17 protein-coding genes and 1 pseudogene are annotated in these 22121 nt (G+C 40.5%); all 18 read left to right on the top strand.

Annotation, left to right across the window (positions count from 1 at the left end):
- Nucleotides 1-33: 33 nt before the first annotated feature.
- The 18 genes and pseudogenes from ACIQXU_RS03970 (at nt 34) to ACIQXU_RS03885 (ending at nt 22093) form a co-directional block, all read left to right on the top strand.
- Nucleotides 34-252 carry a DUF2922 domain-containing protein gene (locus ACIQXU_RS03970; protein ID WP_402986833.1) on the top strand — a complete coding sequence of 73 codons (219 nt, stop codon included), beginning with the start codon at nt 34-36 and terminating at the stop codon, nt 250-252.
- Between the two features lie 210 nt (nt 253-462).
- Nucleotides 463-624 carry a YvrJ family protein gene (locus ACIQXU_RS03965; protein WP_402873704.1) on the top strand — a complete coding sequence of 54 codons (162 nt, stop codon included), beginning with the start codon at nt 463-465 and terminating at the stop codon, nt 622-624.
- A gap of 191 nt (nt 625-815) precedes the next feature.
- Nucleotides 816-2708, top strand: a complete 1893-nt coding sequence (locus ACIQXU_RS03960; RefSeq protein ID WP_402986831.1) for a sigma 54-interacting transcriptional regulator — start codon at nt 816-818, stop codon at nt 2706-2708.
- A 189-nt stretch (nt 2709-2897) separates the two neighbouring features.
- A complete protein-coding gene (locus tag ACIQXU_RS03955; RefSeq protein WP_402986829.1) occupies nt 2898-3659 on the top strand; it encodes an enoyl-CoA hydratase/isomerase family protein in 762 nt (253 codons plus the stop codon).
- A 30-nt stretch (nt 3660-3689) separates the two neighbouring features.
- The gene (locus ACIQXU_RS03950; RefSeq protein ID WP_402986827.1) at nt 3690-4685 is read left to right on the top strand and encodes a TAXI family TRAP transporter solute-binding subunit; all 996 of its coding nucleotides are present in this window, start codon (nt 3690-3692) and stop codon (nt 4683-4685) included.
- 19 nt (nt 4686-4704) lie between these two features.
- Nucleotides 4705-6600: a TRAP transporter permease gene (locus tag ACIQXU_RS03945; RefSeq protein ID WP_402986824.1), complete on the top strand. Its 1896-nt coding sequence runs from the start codon at nt 4705-4707 to the stop codon at nt 6598-6600.
- Nucleotides 6601-6682: 82 nt separating this feature from the next.
- Complete coding sequence (locus ACIQXU_RS03940) at nt 6683-7816, top strand: MFS transporter (protein ID WP_402986822.1); 1134 nt, start codon at nt 6683-6685, stop codon at nt 7814-7816.
- 25 nt (nt 7817-7841) lie between these two features.
- The gene (locus tag ACIQXU_RS03935; protein ID WP_402986820.1) at nt 7842-9200 is read left to right on the top strand and encodes an MmgE/PrpD family protein; all 1359 of its coding nucleotides are present in this window, start codon (nt 7842-7844) and stop codon (nt 9198-9200) included.
- Nucleotides 9201-9212: 12 nt separating this feature from the next.
- Complete coding sequence (locus ACIQXU_RS03930; protein WP_402986818.1) at nt 9213-9992, top strand: enoyl-CoA hydratase/isomerase family protein; 780 nt, start codon at nt 9213-9215, stop codon at nt 9990-9992.
- Nucleotides 9993-10175: 183 nt separating this feature from the next.
- Nucleotides 10176-11351: an acyl-CoA dehydrogenase family protein gene (locus ACIQXU_RS03925; RefSeq protein ID WP_402986816.1), complete on the top strand. Its 1176-nt coding sequence runs from the start codon at nt 10176-10178 to the stop codon at nt 11349-11351.
- Entirely contained in the window at nt 11348-13456 is a 2109-nt protein-coding gene (locus ACIQXU_RS03920; protein ID WP_402986814.1) for an acetate--CoA ligase family protein, read from the top strand. Before ACIQXU_RS03925 ends, ACIQXU_RS03920 begins: the two co-directional genes overlap by 4 nt.
- A gap of 20 nt (nt 13457-13476) precedes the next feature.
- Nucleotides 13477-14340, top strand: coding sequence for a 3-hydroxyacyl-CoA dehydrogenase family protein (locus ACIQXU_RS03915; protein WP_402986812.1), 864 nt, complete (start codon nt 13477-13479; stop codon nt 14338-14340).
- Nucleotides 14337-15527, top strand: coding sequence for a thiolase family protein (locus ACIQXU_RS03910; protein WP_402986810.1), 1191 nt, complete (start codon nt 14337-14339; stop codon nt 15525-15527). The genes ACIQXU_RS03915 and ACIQXU_RS03910 overlap by 4 nt, the downstream gene beginning before the upstream one ends.
- A gap of 94 nt (nt 15528-15621) precedes the next feature.
- Complete coding sequence (locus ACIQXU_RS03905) at nt 15622-16149, top strand: GNAT family N-acetyltransferase (RefSeq protein ID WP_402957985.1); 528 nt, start codon at nt 15622-15624, stop codon at nt 16147-16149.
- 837 nt (nt 16150-16986) lie between these two features.
- Nucleotides 16987-18171, top strand: coding sequence for a DUF418 domain-containing protein (locus tag ACIQXU_RS03900; protein ID WP_402986808.1), 1185 nt, complete (start codon nt 16987-16989; stop codon nt 18169-18171).
- Between the two features lie 166 nt (nt 18172-18337).
- A pseudogene (locus tag ACIQXU_RS03895) lies at nt 18338-19645 on the top strand (IS4 family transposase); the annotation flags it as partial.
- Nucleotides 19646-20003: 358 nt separating this feature from the next.
- Nucleotides 20004-21647, top strand: coding sequence for an AMP-binding protein (locus tag ACIQXU_RS03890; protein WP_402987378.1), 1644 nt, complete (start codon nt 20004-20006; stop codon nt 21645-21647).
- 236 nt (nt 21648-21883) lie between these two features.
- Nucleotides 21884-22093 (top strand): DUF4083 family protein, encoded by a 210-nt coding sequence (locus ACIQXU_RS03885; protein ID WP_402873710.1) that lies wholly within the window; start codon nt 21884-21886, stop codon nt 22091-22093.
- Nucleotides 22094-22121: the final 28 nt, after the last annotated feature.

Here is a 22121-nt window from a genome sequence, read left to right as displayed (position 1 = left end):
GTGTGATGTCAAAAAAAGAGGGAGGTGACAGATATGGCTAAAGCATTGGAAATGATCTTTGTAACAGAAGAAGGAAAGTCGTCGACGATTTCTGTGGATAATCCAAAGGAACCGGTGGACGTGAATCAAGTGAAGCAAGCGATGCAACAAATCATCGCGCAAAATGTTTTCATCACCTCTTCAGGAGATATCGTTAGCATCAAGGGAGCACGCGTGGTCGAGCGTAATGTCGAGGACGTCGAAGTACTTTAAAATTAGTAACGGTTGAATTATCTCTTCTGACGGTCGAATTATCCGTCGTAACGGTTGAATTAATGCCCACAATGGTCGAATTATTTGCTAATGTGGTTGAATTCATGGTGATTCAACTACATTCATAGGCAGGCTCATCTTGGAAGGACAAGTCCGGAAGCGGTGAGCCTGTCCTTTTTGACTAAAACTACTCAAGGCAGGTGAATAAAAGTGGACCAAATCCTACCGTTTGTCAGCGATATCGGGTTTCCTATCATTGTAACCTTGTACTTGCTTCACCGGATCGAAACAAAGCTGGATACATTGAACGAAACCATTGTCGAGCTGCCAGAACGCTTGCGAGAAGGATTCCAAAGTCAATTCAAAGGATAAAGGGAAACACCGTGGATGATTACATTCACGGTGTTTTTATTATGCAGTTCAGGTTAATCGAATAGATATATGTTACTTTATAACTGTTTATTGATAACTTTTTTGTTTATTTTTTCCGTTTAGGTTTTATTATGCTAGAAATCCATTTACAATTAAAAAAAGAAAATTTTGAATTTTGTGAGGTGAACGGTTTGGGACATAAAATGATTATGACTGCTGGCTACCCTGAAATGGCTATACTGATTCGAGAACTTGCAGATGAATTAAGGCTGGATATAACCGTTGTAGAAGGAATTTTAGATGAAGCGGCACAGGAAGTAAAACGATTAGTGCAAACAGATACATATGAAGTAGTCATTAGTCGGGCGGGTACAGCGGCGAAAGTAAGAGAAGTAATCGATCTTCCCATTGTGTATTCAGATTCGGAGCATCTCGATTTACTACAAGGATTTATCGAAGCAAAGAAGCTGGGGGATCGAATTTGTTTCATTACTTTTCCAGAGGAAGGATTTTTATTTAACTTTGAAGAAGTGACTAAGATTCTAGGTTTCGAGGTCTCCTTTTATCCATATCAATCAGATCGTCAATTGATCGAACAAATAAAACAAGCGAAAGAGGATGGCATGGATGTGATTGTAGGAGGTGGCGTGCGGTCAGCCAATATTGCATCAAGCTATGGGATGAAAAGCATGTACTTACCACCCAACCCCCGTACAATTAAGCGGGCCTTGGTTCTAGCCGATCAAGTAGCAAGGGATCGCGTCATGATCAAGGAAGAGGCAGAACGGTTAAATGCTGTAATCAATGTTTCGGAAGAAGGCATCATTTTTTTGAATGAGGAAGGCATCATTGAGTCGATGAACGCTGCGGCTGAAAAGATTTTCAATGTGAGCAGGACAGACTATATAGGGAAAAGTAAGGAACAAATTTCATTGGTGGAGTTAAAGAATATTTTATTGAAAAGCAGTAAACACATTGAGGGTGGGAACTTTACGTTAGGAACCCTTAATGTATCATACAGTCCTGTGATTGTCGGGTATACGAAGATTGGAACCTTTGTGAATTGCAGAGAGGTTAGTAAAATTCAAAAGTTAGAACAGAAAATCCGACGGGATTTACATGTAAAGGGACATACAGCCAAATTCACATTTGATGAAATCATTCATGAAGATCCAATAATGGAGGAAGTCATTGACTTGGCAAAGGAGTATGCAAAGACGGAGTCCACTGTTCTTATAATAGGAGAGAGTGGAACCGGAAAGGAACTTTTTGCACAAAGTATACATAATGAAAGTAGCCGCAACAAAGGTCCTTTTGTTGCCATAAATTGTGCAGCCTTGCCTGAAAATTTATTAGAGAGTGAATTATTTGGCTACACGGAAGGGGCATTCACTGGTGCAAGTAAGGGTGGCCGTCAAGGTGTATTTGAATTAGCACATGAGGGCACGATCTTTCTAGATGAGATTGGGGAAATCCCGACGCATATCCAAACCAGGTTATTACGTGTCCTTCAGGAGAAAGAAGTTATGAGACTTGGTGGAGAAGGGGTCATTCCGATTGATATTCGGGTGATTGCAGCCACAAACAAAAATTTATGGGAAATGGTGGATAAAGGTGAGTTTCGATTAGATCTCTATTTTAGGCTTAGCATATTGCATTTAGATGTTCCAGCCCTTAGAGAACGGGGATTAGATATCCCATTACTTGTGGATCAACATTTTCAAAAGTTAAATCATTCGATTCGCTTTTCTGATTTAACCTTACCTATCCAAAATTTCTTCAAGAATTATAGTTGGCCTGGGAATGTACGGCAACTTGAAAATGTCGTAGAGCGGTATATCCTCTATTCGAAAAATGTAAAAAAAGAAAAATATTTCATAGAAGATATTTTGAAAGAGATGGGTGAGGGACAAAAATTGGAATCCCAGGGAGATGAACTAATCGTACGAACAGGAACGTTAGATGAAATTAATAAGCAAGTGATTATGAAAATGTTAGAAGAACATAACGATAATAAAAAGGTTGTGGCCGAATTACTAGGGATTAGCCGAACAACATTGTGGAAGAGAATATCAGAAATATAAAAAGTCAAAGTGGATTCTTCCGCTTTGTATTTTTTTGGAGTAATCTTACGCGTATGTTTACGAAATGAACGTTTTTATATGGATGTTTAAATAATGAACAGATTCGTCGGGGATTCGTTAGAATTTAAGCCATTTTAAAATTGGCACGGATTTTGCTTGTTAAGTTATTAGGAAGGGGGAGATTACAAGTTGCAGAGTAGTATTAGAACCGAATCATATGGACAAATCCGTGTCATTACATTAAATGAGCCGACTAAAATGAATGCGCTATCATATGAGCTGAAGCAGGAATTACTTTCAGAGTTACAATCCTTGCAATTCAATCAAGATATAAAAGTCATTATCCTGACCGGTTCAGGCAAGGCGTTTTGTGCAGGTGGTGATGTGAAAGCCATGCAGGAGCCTTATGATGCTGAAAGTATTCGAAGAAATATGGAACTCTCTAAACATATCATTATGCTCATCCGTAATTGCGAGAAGCTCGTCATTAGCATGGTGAATGGGGTAGCCGCCGGAGCGGGAATCAGCCTAGCGTTAGCAACGGACTTATCAATAGCGGAGAAGAATGCGAAATTCATATTGGCCTTTAAGAATTTAGGACTTATTCCGGATTTAGGATTACATTATTATCTACCAAACATTATTGGAGAGAAGAAAGCAAAAAAGTGGTTCTGTGATGGTGCGAGCCTAACGGCTATGGAGGCATTAGGAGAAGGACTCATCAATGAAGTTGTAGAAGAAGGAGCGGGAATGGAGTACGCAATAGAGATGGCGCAACAATTAATTGAAGGTCCCGTTGATTCTTTTATCATATCAAAATCATTAATCAACCAACAAAGTAATGACCAAATCGAAAAAATCATGACACTCGAAAATATGCATCAAACACTTTTGCGTGGGAATGAAGATCACTTGAAGCGTCTACAAACTTTCTTTGCTCAACGGAATTAAGGAAGAGAACTATAAGGGAGGGATTCATATATGAGGATTCGAAGGTATTCGCGTTTCGTTTGGATGTTCCTGGTTGTCATCATTTTATCAGCTTGTAACGTTTCTGCAAGTAATGGGGTAGTCAAAAAAAATGAAAATGGGGATTACAAAGTAACGATGACAACAGCCGGTACAAGTGGTTCATTCTATGCAATTGGCGCGGCCATCTCACAAAATCTAAACAATAATGCAAAGGGGATTTTCATTACGAATCAGGCTTCAGGTGGTTCTGTTGAAAATGTTCGATTATTGGACCGCAATGAGGTGAATTTCGCACTTGTAGGTGGGGATAGTGCTTTAGCTGCTTATAATGGAACACATGAATTCGAAGGAAATGCCCGTTCGGATGTATTACGCGGTGTAATAAGCCTATACGAGCAGCCCCTTACATTGGTTGTTTTAAAGGATTCTAATATTAAATCATTTAATGATCTGAAAGGAAAACGTGTGGCTGTGGGTGCGCCTGGTAGTGGTTCGGAACTGAAAAGTAAAGAGGTTCTGGAAGTTTTGGGGTTGTCTTATGACGAGGGGGTCAAGCAAAAGTATCTGTCCTTTGCAGATGCCATTGAAGGAATGAGGGATAACCAAGTAGATGCGACATTTGTTTGGGCAGGAGCGCCAGCATCAGCCGTGCAAGAGCTAGGGAGTACACGGGACATAGATATTGTTGGCTTCACAGAAGAAGAAAGTGAAAAAATATTTAAAGAAAACCCATCCATTTTTCCTTATGTATTGCCAGGTGGTACGTATAAAGAGGTAGAAAATGATGTAAGGACTTTGGCCATCAATACCCAAATTGTTACACGTAACGATATACCAGATGAAGCAGTGTATAACTTTGTAAAAGGATTCTTTGAAAATATAGAAGAAATCCAGCTTGCACATAGCTCTATGAAAGAAGTAAGTATGGAAAGTGCCGTGCAAAACGTCATTGAGATGCATCCAGGTGCGAAACAATATTTTGAAGAAAGTGGAGCTATAAAGTAATTAAAAAGGGGGAAAAAATATGGAGCATGAACCTCAAAAACCACAACACCATTTAGTGAAGAAAATTATTTTCATCACGGCCATTGTCTTATCGATTTTCCAGTTGTATACGGGAGGGTTCGGTTTACTAACGCCCATGTTACAACGAAGTCTCCACCTATACTTAATTCTAATATTAGTATTTTTAATGTACCCCATTAAACTACCAAAATCTTGGCGGATACTCGATTTTATTGCCGTTGCATTATCGGTTAGTTCAGGGATTTATATATTCTCTACATATGAAACACTTTTGTTTCGTGTAGGCGCGCCAAATGCATTAGATGTTTTCTTTGGTGCGGTGACCATCATTTTAGTACTTGAAGCAACTCGACGTGTGGCTGGGTTAATTTTAGCGTTAATCGGCACAGCCTTCATTTTCTATTCATATTTTGGTTCGTTTTTCCCGAGTGTTTTTGAGTCTTCGAACATGTCGACCAATCGTTTCATGTCATTAATATTCCTTTCAAGTGAAGGATTATGGGGAAGCACGTTAGGGATTGCGGCAACATTTATTGCCCTCTTCATCATTTTCGGTGCGTTCTTGAATGCAACGGGTGCTGGTAAGGTATTTATCGATTTGGCTTACTTTTTCGGGGGTCGTTATCGTGGGGGCCCAGCAAAAGTAGCGGTTGTATCGAGTGCATTAATGGGGACGGTTTCAGGTAGTCCGGTAGCCAACGTGTCATCGACAGGACAGTTCACCATCCCGTTAATGAAAAAAATTGGTTATAAACCAAAAGTAGCTGCTTCAATAGAGGCAGTAGCTTCAACAGGTGGTTCAATGATGCCACCAATCATGGGCGCTGGCGCCTTTGTTATGGCAGAAATGACTGGGATTCCATATTCAGAGATCATCATTGCTGCCATCATACCGGCCCTTTTATATTATTTATCCATTTACTTCTATGTCGATTTGGAAGCTGCAAAGGAAAACTTACGAGGCCTTTCGAAAGCGGATTTACCTAACTTGAAAGAAACGTTTTTAGCAGGATTCCATTTGTATATTGGTTTAGGTTTCCTTATATACATGCTTGTATTTGTTCAAGCCTCACCGATGTTTTCGGCATTCTGGTCAATTGTCGCATTAGTCGTGTCCTATATCGCATTCTACTTCAAACAAGTGAAGTGGGGTTTCTTCATAGATGCATTACTTGATGGGGCAAAAGGGATGGTTCTAACAACCGTTGCCTGTGCCACAGCGGGTATTGTTGTTGGGGTCGTTAACTTAACAGGTGTGGGTGTAACATTGACTACACTAATGGTGAACGTTGGTAGTACCTCGATTATCTTAACGCTAGTTGTAACGATGGTAGCGTGTATCATCATGGGAATGGGGCTTCCCCCGACAGCAGCATACATTCTACTTGGTGTGTTAACGGCACCAGCACTAATTAATTTAGGAATTGAACCGATATTCGCCCATATGTTTGTATTCTACTTCTCTTGTCTAGCACCAATCACACCACCAGTAGCCCTTGCATCCTTCACAGCGGCGGGAATCGCCAAAAGTCATCCACTGAAAACCAGTATAACTTCTGCAAAGATTGGACTTGTTGCATTCTTGATTCCCTACATGTTCATATACGGTCCGGAATTGTTAGCACAAGGGAAAGTATCGGCCATAATGTGGACCATATTAATGGCCTGTATAGGCGTTTTCGTATTAGCAATGGCCATGGTTGGCTGGTTGAAGCGAAAACTATTCTGGTATGAACGGGTATTGGCTTTTATCACAGCCGTATTACTGATATCGGCAGGAATGCTTACGGATATTATTGGCCTGGGTCTCCTTGTTGGTTTGTTAGCCCTTATTTACACGACAAGGAATAATCCGGTCGAGGCTGTTGATACAAACTTGGAATTAACAAAATAAATAGATTTTATTAAAGGGTGTGAGTGAATATGAAAGTATTTACTCCTCTTTTTTTAAATGACGTTAGGTTTGGATGATGTGTATGAAGCTTTATTCTTTATATATCGCGGCTATTTTTGTATTCATCGCAGTTTTTGGAATACGTCCATTAACCTCTTTATATGCGAGCTCTTTAGATGCGACGATGTTCCAGATCAGTTTAATCACGATGTGTTATTCGGTTGGCCCTTTATTGATAGCCATTAAGATCGGAAGATTCATTGATCAATATGGAGAAAAAATACCCATTTTGATAGGGGCTTTAGGAATTGGCGTTTCAGCATTGTTACCCGTTTTATTTCAAAGCATCGGTATGCTCTTTGTATCTCAGTTCTTATTAGGGACCAGTCAGATCTTAACGATTGTTGCCTTGCAAAATGGGGTGGCCAGTGCCGTTCCAAGCAGGAATCGTGATAGGGCAGTCGGGACCTTTAGTTTATTTACTTCGACAGGCATGTTCATTGGTCCATTTGTCGGTGGATTCACTACAGATTATTTTGGCTATCTAATGGCCTTTATCGTGCTTGCCTGTGCACCGATTGTTAGTTTTATAGCGACATTAGGCATTCAAACGACGAAAAAGAAAGAAACAAAGAAAGCTAAAGACAACAATCTGGGCGTGACACAACTTATTGGTCAAGTCCACTTGAGAAAAACGATTATCGCTGGAATGCTGGTGCTCTCGGCCTTGGATTTGTTTTATGTGTACTTTCCTTTATATGCAGAAAGTATAGGGTTCACAGCTTCCCGGATTGGCATTTTACTATCAGTAATGGCTGGTGCTAATATGCTTGCAAGGATTTTTATAGGAAAGCTCATCACTTTATTTGGGCGCGTTAAAACGTTATGGCTTTTTATGCTCATTGGGGCAGTTGGGTATGCGTGTGTGACGTTTACGAGTAGTTTTGCCTCCTTATTTCTTATCGTCTTTATTATAGGAGCTGGTTTAGGTGTGACACAGCCACTGACGATTATACTCACGTATAATTTAGCGCCAGTAAACCAAACGGGAGAAGTGTTGGGTATTCGTTTGGCGGCTAATCGTTTATCACAAACAATACTCCCCTTTCTTTTCGCTAACTTAAGCACATTAATCGGTCTTGGGTCGATTTTTATTTTTAAGGCACTCTTATTAGGAATCGGTTGCCTATCGGCCAAGGGTATTCAGGAAAAATAAGCTACAATCGAAAAGGAGGTACAAGATGTCAAATAGTATAGTCGGAACACCTGTACAAGTTACACATGAATTTGCAAAGTTCATTCATGGTTTTCATCCAGTCCAACTAGACCAAACAGTAAAAAAACAAGTGAATCATATTTTAACGGATTATTTTTGCGCAGCCATTACGGGATCTCAAACAGAAACAAGTAAGAGGGTATTACATTATTTAATAGAAAGCGAAGGGACGGGGACAAGTAACGTCATTGGTTCAAAGCATAGGCTTTCCCCAGCAAATGCCGCTTTCATCAATGGAACGAGTGCACATTGCTTGGACTTTGATGATGGCCATACACAAGGGTCGGTTCATCCCGCTGCACCCATCATCCCGGCCGTACTGGCGATTGCGGAAAGCCTACAGTCAGAAAAGGATGAACTAATAAAAGCCATTGTCATTGGTTATGAAGTTTGTTTGAGAATTTCCGCCGCGATACACCCCAATTCTCGTAAACGGGGTTTTCATAATACGCCGATTACCGGAATTTTTGGCGCAACGGCTGCTGTATGCTATTTGCATAAAATGGACGTGGAGGAGATCCAAAATGCTTTCGGAATCGCTGGTAGCTTTGCGGGTGGCCTCTTTGCTTTTTTAGGAACGGGTTCTGAAGTGAAACGGATCCACCCCGGACAAGCAGCAAGAGATGGTATACACGCAGCCTTATTAAGTCTTCATGGTCTAACAGGTCCAACCAATGTTTTGGAAGGGACCAACGGATTCTTTGAAGCATTCGCCGGGGACATAAATAATGAACGGTTATTTGCAAATCTAGGAACCCAATATGAAATTTTCAATATTTATTTCAAGCCATATCCATGTTGTCGGCACTTACATGTGGCGATTGATGTGATAAATGAAATGAAGAAAATATTTTCAATCGATGTTCAAGAAATTCGAGCCATTAAAATCGGGGTAAATGAAATTGCCGCGATGCATCATCATAAAGAATGCACGAATCTATTGGATGCACAAATGAGCATGCCCTATGCAGTTGCTTTGGCTTGTCTACATGATGAATTGCATGTGGATTTATTCCAACCATCCCATGCACCTGAAGAGGTTTGGGAATTAGCGAAAAAAATTGATGTGTACGTGGATGAAAAGGCAAATGAGCTGTATCCAGAGTATCGCGCAGCAAAAGTAGATATGGTGATGAATAATGGAGAGGAATGGAGTCACTTTATCGATAATCCGTTAGGTGAACCTTCCAAACCATTAACTACAGAACAACTCCAAACGAAATTCACGTCCAATTGTAACCCGATTATAGGTGTGAAACCGAGCCAAGTTTTCTTAAAGGGACTTAGTAGTGAAAAAAACACGGATGTTTTTTATCAAATTTAGGGGGCTACAAGGATGAGTGAATTCAAATATTTAGACGTGTATAAAGATGGCGCACTAGGAATTATTAAAGTAAACCGGTTAGAGGTCCATAATGCGCTTAATAAAGAAACCATCCAAGAACTTTCCGCTTCCATAGATAAATGGGTAAATCACGATGGAGTCCAAGTCATTGTAATGACGGGAGCCGGAAGTAAATCATTTATTTCCGGTGCGGATATTAACCAGCTGACCGTGAAAACACCTATTCAAGGTTTAGAGGCTGACTTGTCCGTGCTATGTGAAAAAATCGAGAATTGTGAAAAGGTAACGATTGCCGCCATCAATGGGTATGCATTTGGTGGGGGATTTGAAGTAGCGTTAGCCTGTGATATCCGAATTGCTTCTGCGAATGCAAAGTTTTGCTTTCCAGAATTAAACTTATCCATCATTCCAGGTGGCGGGGGAACTCAAAGATTATCCCGTTTGATTAACAAAGGGGTCGCGCTGGACCTCATTTTAACGGGGGATGTGATGACAGCGGAACGAGCTGAAAGGCTAGGAGTCGTTTCGGCGGTCGTACCCCAAGAAGAACTATGGGAAGCAGTCATTACTAAAGCACAAAAAATCATTACCAAAGGGCCCATCGCTTGCCGGCTAGCTAAGTTAGTCGTGAAGGAGGGAGCTGAGATAAATTTATCCTCAGCACTAGTATTAGAAAAGTTAGCCCAATCTCTTTTGTTTGGGACAAAAGATAAACAAGAAGGTACACAAGCATTTATTGAAAAAAGAAAACCTATTTTCGCAGGAAAGTGAAACGTTTAGTTTATGAACGAAATTGTTCATAAACTAAACGTTTTTTATTTATGGGTGTATAAAAAGGCAATGAAGTAAAGGATTCTCTATGTTTTTTAAGTTGGCATCAAAATTGCTTATATATAAAGGGAGTGGATTAAACTATTTAATTCCAACTATAAAACTACTAAAGGGGTGCTAGATATGGATTTTACATTATCAAAAGAACAGGAAGATTTAAAAAAGTGGGCGAAGAATTTAGCAAAAGAAAAATTCTCGGAAAAAGCATACACATGGATAAAAAACGGTGAGGTGCCATGGGAGAATGCACGGATTCTTGCAGAACACGGTTTGATGGGCATGACACTACCGGAAGAAGACGGCGGTCAAGGAATGACGTTAATGGAAGCCATTATCGTCATGGAAGAAATCGCAAAAGTTTGCCCGAATACAGCTGATATGTTCCAGGTGGGGAATTTTGGGGCGATTCGCCAATTGTCTGCCTATGGTTCACCAGAATTGAAGGCCCGTACCCTCCCGGGGATCTTAGCGGGTGAACAGTTGATCTCTGTTGCCATGAGTGAGCCCAATGCAGGTTCAGCTACAACCGACTTGGAAACACGAGCACGTATTGTGGGAGATAAAGTCATCGTAAATGGTTCGAAAGTATTCAATACACATGGTCCTCATAATCAATATTACGTAGTCTGGGTCCGTTTCGGTGATGATGTTCGTAGCTCGGGAGCCATCTTGATTGAACGTGACTTACCAGGATTCACACTAGGAAAAACGGAAACACATATGTCAGGTGAGGAACATTGTGCATTATTCTTCGAAGATTGTGAAGTACCGATTGAAAATATCCTGGTTCCGGATAATGGGTTCAAAAAGTTATTTACCATGTTTAACATCGAACGTATGGGGAATACATCCCGCTCATTGGCCTTAGCGCAAGCTGCTTTTGATATGGCAGTTGAACATGCAAAGGAACGTGAACAGTTCGGGCGTCCACTGGCAGAGTTCCAAGGGATTCAATGGAAGGTGGCCGAAATGAAAATGAAATTGGAAGCTGGTCGCCTCTTGTTATATAAAGCGGCAACGAATGCAGATAAAGGAGCTCCAAGCCCATTAGAGGCTTCAATGGCAAAGTGTTATATCAATACAACCGCATTTGAGGTGGCAAATGAAGCTGTACAAATCTTTGGTGGATATGGCTACTCAACGGATTATCCATTGGAATATATTTTCCGTCGCGTTCGTGGTTGGATGATTGCAGGTGGTACACCAGAAATGCTGAAAAATAAAATTGCTGAGGAAGTATTTGAACTGCGCTTTAGCCAACGTAAAAAAAAGCCTGAGATTGAGAAGGTGGTTAAATGACTTTGACAGAACAAATGGTGGAGGAGATGACATTTCTAACGGAATATGAAGGGGCGAAATTATTAAAAAAGTTTAAATTACCTGTTGCCCCTGCTGAATTGGCGAAAACACGCGAAGAGGCAGTGGTATTTGCTGATAAGATTGGCTATCCACTTGTGTTAAAGGGTATGTCCCCGCAAATTACGCATAAAACGGAAGCCGGTATTGTCAAAGTGAATATTCAAGATGAGCAGCAACTTTTAGAAGCCTATGAAGTCATTATTAACAATGCCATCGCCTATGATGCTTCAGCGAAATTAGAGGGTGTACTACTTCAAAAAATGTCCCAAAAGGGGCTGGAACTTATCTTAGGAATCAAAAGGGACCCCGTGTTCGGACATCTTTTGGTTCTGGGGATGGGTGGTACATTCGTAGAAATTTTGAAGGACTTTTCCATGCGAATTATGCCCGTAAGCAAGCAGGATGTTCTTAGCATGGTAGATGATTTGAAAAGCGCTGAACTAGTAAAGGGGTACCGGGATCAACCCGGAATCGATTTGAATCTACTTGTGGACATTTGTCAGAAGCTTAATGAACTTGTAACCCTCCATCCTGAAATTATAGAGTTAGACTTGAATCCTATTATCTTCTCTGCAGAAGGTCCACTCATCTGTGATGTGCGCATTTTAAATGAGCCGGTTATTGAACTTGAAGGGGAGCGCCGGAGTTTAGAAAACCTAGATAAACTATTACATCCCTCATCCATAGCCATTGTAGGCGCATCGTCTAATGAAAAGAAGAATGGTGGCCGCTTAGTTAAGTATTTGGTGGAAAATCATTTTAAAGGGAAAGTGTTTCCGATCAATCCTAAGGCAGATGAAATTTTCGGTCATCGCGTATATCCTTCTTTAACCCATGTAACTGAGCCAATTGATGTGGCTTGTATTATTGTGGCAGCACAGAGTGTCCCTGGCGTCATGCGTGAATGCCAACAAAAAGGGATTAAAAATGTCATTATCTATTCATCGGGTTTTGCTGAAACCGGTGCAAAAGGGGCCCTTTTACAACAAGAAATATTAAGTATCGCTAAAGAAGCGGGGATTCGGATCGTCGGCCCAAATGTAATCGGTGTGGCCAGCCCAAATGACAATGTGTATATGGCATTCGGTTCGGCTTTAACAACGAAAGAAAAAGTGGCCGGCGGGATCGGATTCATTTCCCAAAGTGGAGCGATGGGTAGTGCTTTACTCAGTCGTGCTTGGGAGAATAAAGTGGGCTTTAGCCGATGGGTAACAGTGGCAAATGAAGTGGATCTCACAACTTCCGATTTTATTGAAACCTTTGCTGAAGATTCACAAACGAAAGTTATCTCGGCCTTCATGGAAGGTTTAAAAGATGCAAAGGCATTTGAACGTGCGACCCAAAAAGCGTTAGAGGCGAAAAAACCAGTTCTTGTCTATAAAACAGGACGTTCTGAAGTAGGAAAGCGGGCCGTCCAATCACATACGGGTTCCATCGCCGGTGATGAGGCGGTATATTCGGCGGCCTTTAGAAAATATAATGTATTACCCGTGGAACAAATCGAGGACTTAATTGAAGTGGCTGCGATATTTGAAAAACAACCACTGCCTAAAGGCAATCGCATTGGGATTGTTACAGCTTCTGGTGGTGCTTGTAGTGTAATTGCCGATTTATGCACAGCGAATGGACTTGAGGTACCTGAACTTACAGAAACTGCCGAGAAGATCAAGCAATACATTCCTGTATTTGGCGCAGCGAATAATCCCGTTGACGTAACGGCGGAGATAATCGGAAACCCTGATATGTTTAAGAAAGTATTAACAGCCGTTGTGGAAGATTCACAAATCGATGGTGTGCTCGTTATGCTAACATCGAATGCCGACCCGGGAGCACTTATCATTGCCGAGGCCATTTATGAAGTCTTCCAATCGCACCAAAAACCGATAATCGTTGGGCGCTTAGGGGCAACTGCGATCGCACCAAAAGCAGTATCTTTCTATCAGGAAAAACAATTCTTCGTCTATCCAAACCCAGAAAAGATTGTTAAAGCCATGAAGTATTTGGTGGACTATGAACGGATTCTACGGATGAATGGGAGTCTATGAGAGAGAAGGGTGAGAGGGAAATGGAACAAATAGCCGTCGTCGGAAGTGGATTGATGGGTAGGGGAATTGCATTAACCGCTGCTCAAAACGGATTCACTGTACAACTTAATGATGTGGATGAAGATACCTTACAAAGAGCGCAAGCGTTTATTGAAGAAGAACTGGAGAAGGCTGTTGAAAGGCAGATCATCAGTTTGGATCAAAAGCAGCAGGCAATCGCACGGATTTTCTATGAAACGTCACTTGAAAAAGCGGCTTCGAACGTTCAATTAGTGATTGAAGCCGTACCGGAAATCATGAAGTTGAAAATTGAGATTTTTAAAAAGTTAGATGAATATTGTTTACCACACACGATTTTAGCTACGAATACCTCAACAATGAGTCCTACAGAAATAGCGGCCCAAACGAATCGGCCTGATCAATGCATTGCGATGCATTTCTTTAATCCACCTCATAAGATGAAGCTTATTGAAATTGTCCGGGGATTACAGACAAGTGATGATACGATGGCCTTTGCAAAAGCCGTTGGGGAAAAGATGAATAAACAAACGGTTGAAGTCAATGAGTTCCCAGGCTTTGTAACAAGCCGTATGAACTGTTTAATTGGAAACGAAGCGATGACCATGCTCATGGAAGGTGTCGCTTCTGCACATGACATTGATCAAGCGTTAAAACTAGGACTCAATCATCCGATGGGACCATTGGAATTAGCAGACTTGGTAGGTTTGGATACGCGCTTAAAGAATATGGAGTATTTATATCAAACATTGGGTGAAAAATATCGGCCTTGTCCCTTATTAAGTAAATATGTAAAGGCCGGTCGTTTTGGTAGAAAATCAGGTAGCGGTTTTTATGAATATGATGAAAAGGGGTGTAAGAAGTGAGGAATGTTGTAATTGTAGATGCAGTCCGGACCCCCATTGCCACAATGGGGGGAACACTAAAAGAGGTGGAAGTCGATTTCCTAGCGGCTTCCGTGATCGATGCCATTGTTAAGCGATCCAATCTAGATACGAGTCTTGTTGATGAAGTCATATTAGGTCAGGCAAAACAAAGTGCCGACTCCCCTAACCTTGCGCGTCTTGCTGCATTACGCGCGGGCCTTCCAGTAGAAGTGGCCGGATACACAGTACATAGACAATGTGGTTCAGGATTACAATCGATCGTAAATGCCGTTCAACAAATTCAATGTGGGCAAAGCGACATCATCATTGCAGGTGGGGCAGAAAGCATGAGTACAGCACCCTATTACATGAGAGGTATTCGTTATGGACTTGGTGCAAATAACGGGCAATTGCTTGATCCGAATACAGAAAGCCAACCCCGTTCACAACCAGAGGATCAATATGGCAAATTTACAATGGGACTCACAGCCGAAAACTTGGTGGAGCAGTATGGGATTTCAAGAGAAAAGCAAGATTCATTTGCTTTTCGCAGTCAGTCACTTGCTTTAAAGGCGATTGAAGAAAACCGCTTTGCAGATGAAATTATCCCGTATAAAGTGAAGACTAGAAAAGGAACGGTGATATTCGACAAAGATGAATATCCGAGACAAACGACTCCCGAAAAGTTAGCCGAATTAAAGCCTGTATTTAAAAAAGGAGGAAGCGTCACAGCAGGTAATAGTAGTGGTCGCAATGATGGTGCATCAGCCGTGTTGCTGATGTCTGAGGAAAAAGCTTTGAAGCTGGGCCTTAAACCACGCGCACGCATTATTGGACATGCAGCAGTAGGCGTATCCCCAGAAGTCATGGGGATTGGACCAGTACCTGCCACGAAAAAAGCATTACAAGTTGCGAATATTTCAATGGAAGACCTGGATTTAATCGAATTAAATGAAGCATTCGCTGCCCAGGCCCTTGCGGTGATTAAGGAGTGGAACGTGGGACTGGACAAAATCAATGTGAACGGAGGAGCCATTGCATTGGGGCACCCACTTGGGGCAACAGGTGCGATTTTACTAACTAAGATTCTCTATGAACTAGAACGTCGTAATGGTCGATATGGGTTAGTCACCCTATGTATAGGTGGAGGTATGGGTATTTCAGCCGTTATTGAAACAATGAAATAGACCAAAAAATAATGGACGGTTGCCCCGCTCCTATTAATGTAGGGATTGATCTCATAGTATAATCTACTTAATTGATAGAAGGGTGGCGGCATAAATGGATATATTCATAGAGGAGTTACAAGATTCAGATATGGAAGAGTTGTTAGCATTCGAACTGGAAAACAGAGCTTTTTTTGAAGAAATGGTCCCGTCTCGTGGAGATGACTATTATACCCCTGCTCATTTCAATGAAAGCCATAAAGCATTACTCGATGAACAAACACGAGGAGCTTCCATTTTCTATTTAATCAAGGATAACCACCATTCCATTTTAGGAAGAATAAATGTGGTAGATATCGAAGAAAACCAAAGAATAGGGCATCTTGGTTATCGAGTAGGTCAAATATACACTGGAAGAGGGATTGCCAATAGGGCTCTGCAATTATTACTAAAGAAAATCGTCAATAAAGATATCAAACAAATCCATGCAAAGACGACCACTACTAATATTCCCTCCCAAAGAGTTTTGGAGAAAAACGGCTTCAAGAAAGTGGCTACCAGTGAAGAAGGCTTCGAAATGAATGGACAGAATCTCCATTTTGTTTATTATACGTTGACTACCATGTTATCCGGTACAAACTGATGTATTCTATAATTATTGTATCAATTTTCCAAATGAATAATTTTGAGGGAAATTTACAATGAATAAGTTTTTGAAAAGTATTCTTCAGACTATAAACAAACAGGATCAATTTATGAGGGCATCCTTCTATATTATAGGAGGTTTCTTAATTATATTGGTTGGGTTAGTAACCTTTTAAAGGTCAGGATTACTTCTAACAAGTTGGAACAAAAATAAGCATTTGGTGGAAGCGTCCCATCGCCATCAAGCTAACAAGAACGAGTTACCCCAAAACGAAAAAAATGAGCTGAATTCCCATGGACAACTATGAAGGGATAAAATATTTATTTTGGGGATATTTCAAAATATTAGCTTGATGGGCATGGGTAGTACCCCTAATTTTGGTGTCAATGATGAAATAATCTTGGAGGAATCTGCAGATGTCGGATCGCTAACAATTTTTTACTTCTATTTATCTGGTGCTCACATTTTGTTTATGAGGAATAAACTACCTTGCATTATTTAATAGTTATGGAATATAATGTTATTAAATGGTACCTGTTATTAAACAATACTGATTTTTGTAAACTACCTTTCATTATTTACTACATAATAAAGAATCGGGTGATCAATATGGTAAAAATATAAAAAACGGAGCTTGACGATTGAAACAGACAAGGGTGAAATTACCTTAAAAAAATAACTTGCTGAGCAAAAAAACTTTATTTCAAACTAACAAGCAGGAAAAAGTGTGTTAGTTTATTTTTTTAGCAAGGTACCTTGCATTGAACAGTACTAGAATGTAATAGTGTGGAAAACGGACCGCTTTACACTTCATAATTATAGAAAGGAGCTATTATGAATACAAATCTATTGATTAAAGAAAGAATTGGTACGATTGATTGTATACGCGGCTTTGCCCTGTTAGGAATCTTTATGGTGAATCTGCCGATTATGCTGGGTATTTTTACCCCGTTTGAAAAAGAAGAGGTTACGATAAATCAGTGGATAGAAATATTCTTAAATCTTTTTATATCCAATAAATTCTTTGTTCTGTTTTCCTTTTTGTTCGGGTTAAGCTTTTTCATTTTTATGTCGAGGGCTGAAGCAAAGGGATATGGAAAAAAACTTTTCGCTCGCAGATTGTTTTTCTTACTGCTTTTCGGAATCATTCACCGGCTGTTTTTTTGGACAGGAGATGTTTTGTTGTTATATGCGGTTACCGGCTATTTCCTTTTATTCTTTTATAACCGCAAACCGAAAACAATACTCGTATGGGGAGTCTCGCTTATATCAGCATTTATCATTCTTGTCCATGGTCTTGCCGGTTTTATGTTTTTGAATAATCCTTCTTTATTGTATGGTTCTTTTCATAAAGAAGCGCAGATTGAAGCCTATCATACACTAGAGTATGCTGACTGGCTTATCTGGCATTTTAACGCCGAAGTTTTAACTGAAACACCTGAACATCTGCTTATTATACCTTTGCTTTTAGGTATATTCTTACTCGGATTATATACAGGAAAAATAGGGGTTTTTCAACATATTGAACAGTTTATTAAACCGTTAAAGAAGATTCAGGCAGCTTCAGGGCTTGCAAGTATACCATTAATCGGCTTGTTGTATTACTGCCAAGTTGCTAAAGATCCAATTGCTTTAATAAAAGCTTTCGAAACGCTTTATTTACAAGCAGGCGGAATTACTTTATCGGCATTCTACATGACAACTTTAATGCTTTTACTGCGTGTGAGCTTTGCTCAAAAGGTTCTATCTCCGCTTCGCTTATATGGACAGATGGCTTTAACCAATTATTTAACTCAAACATTAATTGGGTTCGTGATCTTTTTTATCATGCGCTTATATGGAACAATAGCATTGTACGAGTCCGCATTAATTTTCATTGGTGTTTTTATAGTGCAAATCATTTTCAGCAATTTATGGCTTAAGAATTTTCGGCTTGGACCTTTCGAATGGCTTTGGCGAACATTGACCTACAGAAAGCGGCAAAAGCTGTCGAAAAATAAAGGAGATATTGCTATCTAAAATGAAGATAAGGCTTCCTATACTGAATTAAATGGAGGATGTTACTAAAAAAGCAAGGGGGGACAGGGGTAGCGCCCCTTCACCATCAAGCGAAAGCCAAATTGTATCCATAATACGAAAAAAACGCTATTCTTTCTGTAATATGTAGAAAGGATGGTGTTTTTTTATGTGTCACGAGGTTTCAGGTGAACTTACTCTCTTTTCACAGGAATTACAACGATCTTTGTCTCCACAAGCTCTCCAACAGCTGGCCAAAAAGGTAGGCTTTGTTCAAAGGACGAGTAAGTACCAAGCCAAAGATTTAATAGCATTGTGCGTGTGGTTAATTAAGTCAAAAAGTAGCGAGTACTTCCCTGACACAGTTATGTAGTTCACTAGAATCTTCAACGGGGGTCTTAATAAGTTCTGAAGGGCTCAACCAGCGATTTAATACTTCGGCTGTCAAGCTTCTACAACACGTATTCACTTCCTTACTCAAAAGCTATATACCTCTCAGGTTCTTACTCATTGTTATGCTTCCCAGTTTCAGCGTATACGAATCTTGGATTCTACGACCTTTCAACTTCCAGATGTGTTTGCCTCAACCTATCAAGGATCCGGAGGCAGTAGCCATACAGCTGGCGTAAAGATTCAATTAGAATATGATCTTCTTAGCGGTCAATTCCTACACGTTCACTCAGGACCAGGAAAACAAAATGATCGAACCTAAAACAAGTGATTTATGTATACGCGATTTAGGTGATTTTGATTTGAAAGATCTCCATCAAATGGATGAGAAAGGAGCCTATTATATTTCTCGCTTATAATTAAACACTCGGATTTATCTGAGGAATCCTGATCCCGGACCCTTCAAAAATGGAACGCTCAAAAAACAAACCGAGTATATTCAATTGGATATAGAAGAAATCATGCATAAATTAAAACCAGGACAAACCTATGAGATCTCTGACGTTTACATTGGCCAGTATCAAAAGTTACCGACTAGGGTCATTATCCATCGACTTACGGAAGAACAAACCCGAAAACGCTGGAAAAATCAAGCGTTAAAGGAGAAAAAGAAAGGTATTGTCATGAAAGAACGGAGTAAACGGTTGAGTGCTATGAATGTATACATAACCAATACGCCACAAGAAGATGTCCCAATGGGACACGTTCACGATCTTTATTCTTTACGTTGGCAAATTGAATTACTTTTTAAAACATGGAAATCCTTCTTTGAAATAGATCATTGTAAAGAGATAAAAAAAGAGCGATTAGAATGTCATCTCTATGGTCAACTGATTGGCATTCTCCTCTGTTCCTCCACCATGTTTCAAATGTGGCAGCTACTCCTCACCAAGAAAAAACGAGAACTCAGCGAATATAAAGCCATTTATATCATCAAAGATTATTTTTCACTACTGTTTAAAGCACCCAAGAATTATCAAAGATACTGCTTCGCCTGTTTGCCCTCCTACAGAAAAACGGGCGAAAGGTTTATTTGGCATGTTTTTTTTCATTAGCATAGACAGTTTTATTGTAGAAACGGCTCTACTAGTAGTATCCGTCGTTGTTAACTTGATGTGCATGTGGAAGCGCCCGCCAAATGCTATTTTTATACTCTGTTCAAGTTACTGAGGAATTTTTTTTACAGGGGGACTATCCTAGATTTTAAAGATAAGATGAAATATAATTGATATTAGAATATTCTAAAAATTATTCCCTTCGATTCCACATCATGACGCTTCTCTACATCTCATCCGTTTGTTCCTCAACTAGGTCCATTGCAAAAATATGATAACGCTTCCAACCATTTGTGATTCTTTTAATAGGAGGAATGGATCGTGAAATCAATGACTAAGAAAAGCTGGCCAAAAGGTGTTTTGGAAACCTTGCATTACCGCTTAGGGGAAAAGCCGCTTCATGAGTACTTGATGGATAATGCGAAGGAACGTCCGGAGGAAACGGCGTATGTGTACTATGGGAACAATCTGACTTGGAGCCAGCTTCAGGATGACACGGGGAGGCTTGCCCAGTTTCTCAAAGACCAAGGTGTGGGTAAGGGTGACCGGATCGCTTTGTTCATGCAGAATTGTCCGCAATACCTCATTGGACATTACGCCATCCAAATGCTTGGTGCTATAGTGGTTCCCTTGAATCCGATGTATAAAGAAGCGGAACTGGAATATTTGATCAATGAGGCGGATATAAAGGCCGTGATTGCCGGCCAGGAGTTATATCCAACTATGGAAGCGGTGAAAGGCAAGGCAAAATCTTTACAATTTATCATCACCACCCATTACGCTGACTTTCTTTCGGAATCTCCCACTTTGCCGTTGCCAGTCGAGTTTTTGGCGGAGAAAGTGACAATGGAAGGAACGTTTGATCTTCTTGAAATTCTCTATACGAATGAGGTTCTAAAAGAAGTGGAAGAAGTGAATATATGGGAAGATGTGGCCTTGATGGTCTTCACTTCGGGTACGACGGGGAGGCCGAAAGCGGCGATGCTTACATATGGGAACGCGTTGTTCAAAACGGCAGCGACTGCTCAGAGTTCTTTCATCACGCACAGCGACAAAACGCTGGCAGGCGCTCCATTTTGCCATATTGCCGGGATGGTGATGGGCGTCAATATTCCTATATATAGTGCCTGCATGTGTGTGGCATTGACAAGGTTTGAGCCAGAGGCGGCAATCAGTGCCATAGAGACGTATAAAGTGAATAAATTATATACGGTCGCCCCTATGAATGTAGCCATCTTGAATACTCACGGTATCGAAGGAAGAGACTTAACTTCACTTGAATTGAATTTCGCGACTAGTTTTGGCATTCCGGTCGATGAAAAGCTTGCAAAGGCATGGGGGGAATTGACCGATGGTTGTCTTTTGTATGAAGCCTCGTATGGGTTAAGTGAAACGCATACATGTGATACATTCATGCCGATTGATAAAATCAAGTTTGGTACTTGTGGCATTCCGACATTCGATACCGAAATTTGCATCGTTGACATCGAAACAGGAGAAGATTTACGGCCGGGTAAACGAGGGGAAATCGTGTTGAAGAACCCTGGCGTATTCAAAGGATATTTGAATAGGCCAGACGCGACAGCCGAAACATTAAAAAATGGCTGGGTCCATACAGGTGACATTGGAATGCTGGATGAGGAAGGTTATCTGCATTTTCTTGGCCGTACGAAAGAGATGATTAAATCCTCCGGATACAGCATTTTTCCAGAAGATGTGGAAGTCTTGATGAAAGACCATGAAGCGATTTTACAAGTTGCCGCAGTTGGTGTGCCAGATGGGATCAGGGGCGAAAGCGTGAAAGCCTTCATCGTTTTGAAACCGGAGTACAAAGGGAAAATCAGCGAGGAGGAGATCGTCGATTGGTCAAGAAACAGGATGGCGTCCTATAAATATCCCCGCTACGTTGAATTCCGAGATAGCTTGCCAACAACCAGTTCAGGCAAGGTATTACGGAGATTATTAAAAGAATGATAGAAAGCCGATAGCGGCAAGTGGCTATCGGCTTTGTTTTGTAGTGAATGTTGAATTAATGGTGTGAATGTTGAATTATTGCCACGAATGTTGAATTAATGAGGCTGAATGTTGAATTAATGCAAACGAACGTCGAATTAAACTATTCTAGTAAAAGGGCATATTGTTATTAGCATAATGAGGTATGATTCCACTATCATCTTGGTATAAAATGGATAGTGAAGGGAGCTGTTTTAATGAGTAATATTGGGGTACCAGGAATTATTTTGATGATCATCGTATTTGCACTTATCGTTTTATTCTTCGTCTCATTTTCTGCGTTTATCAGTAGGCTGCTTAAGAATTCAGGCAAGAATCATAATCAATCGGATATAGATAGTAGGCTCACACGGATTGAAGATGAACTCCGGTCCATTAATAAGAAAATGGATCACCGGGATAGTTGATTGAAAGAGGGTGCAACCGAAATAGCGG

The sequence above is a fragment of the Peribacillus sp. NPDC097284 genome (assembly GCF_044761765.1).
GTDB lineage: Bacteria > Bacillota > Bacilli > Bacillales > DSM-1321 > Peribacillus.
This window is presented reverse-complemented; position numbering and strand designations above follow the sequence as displayed.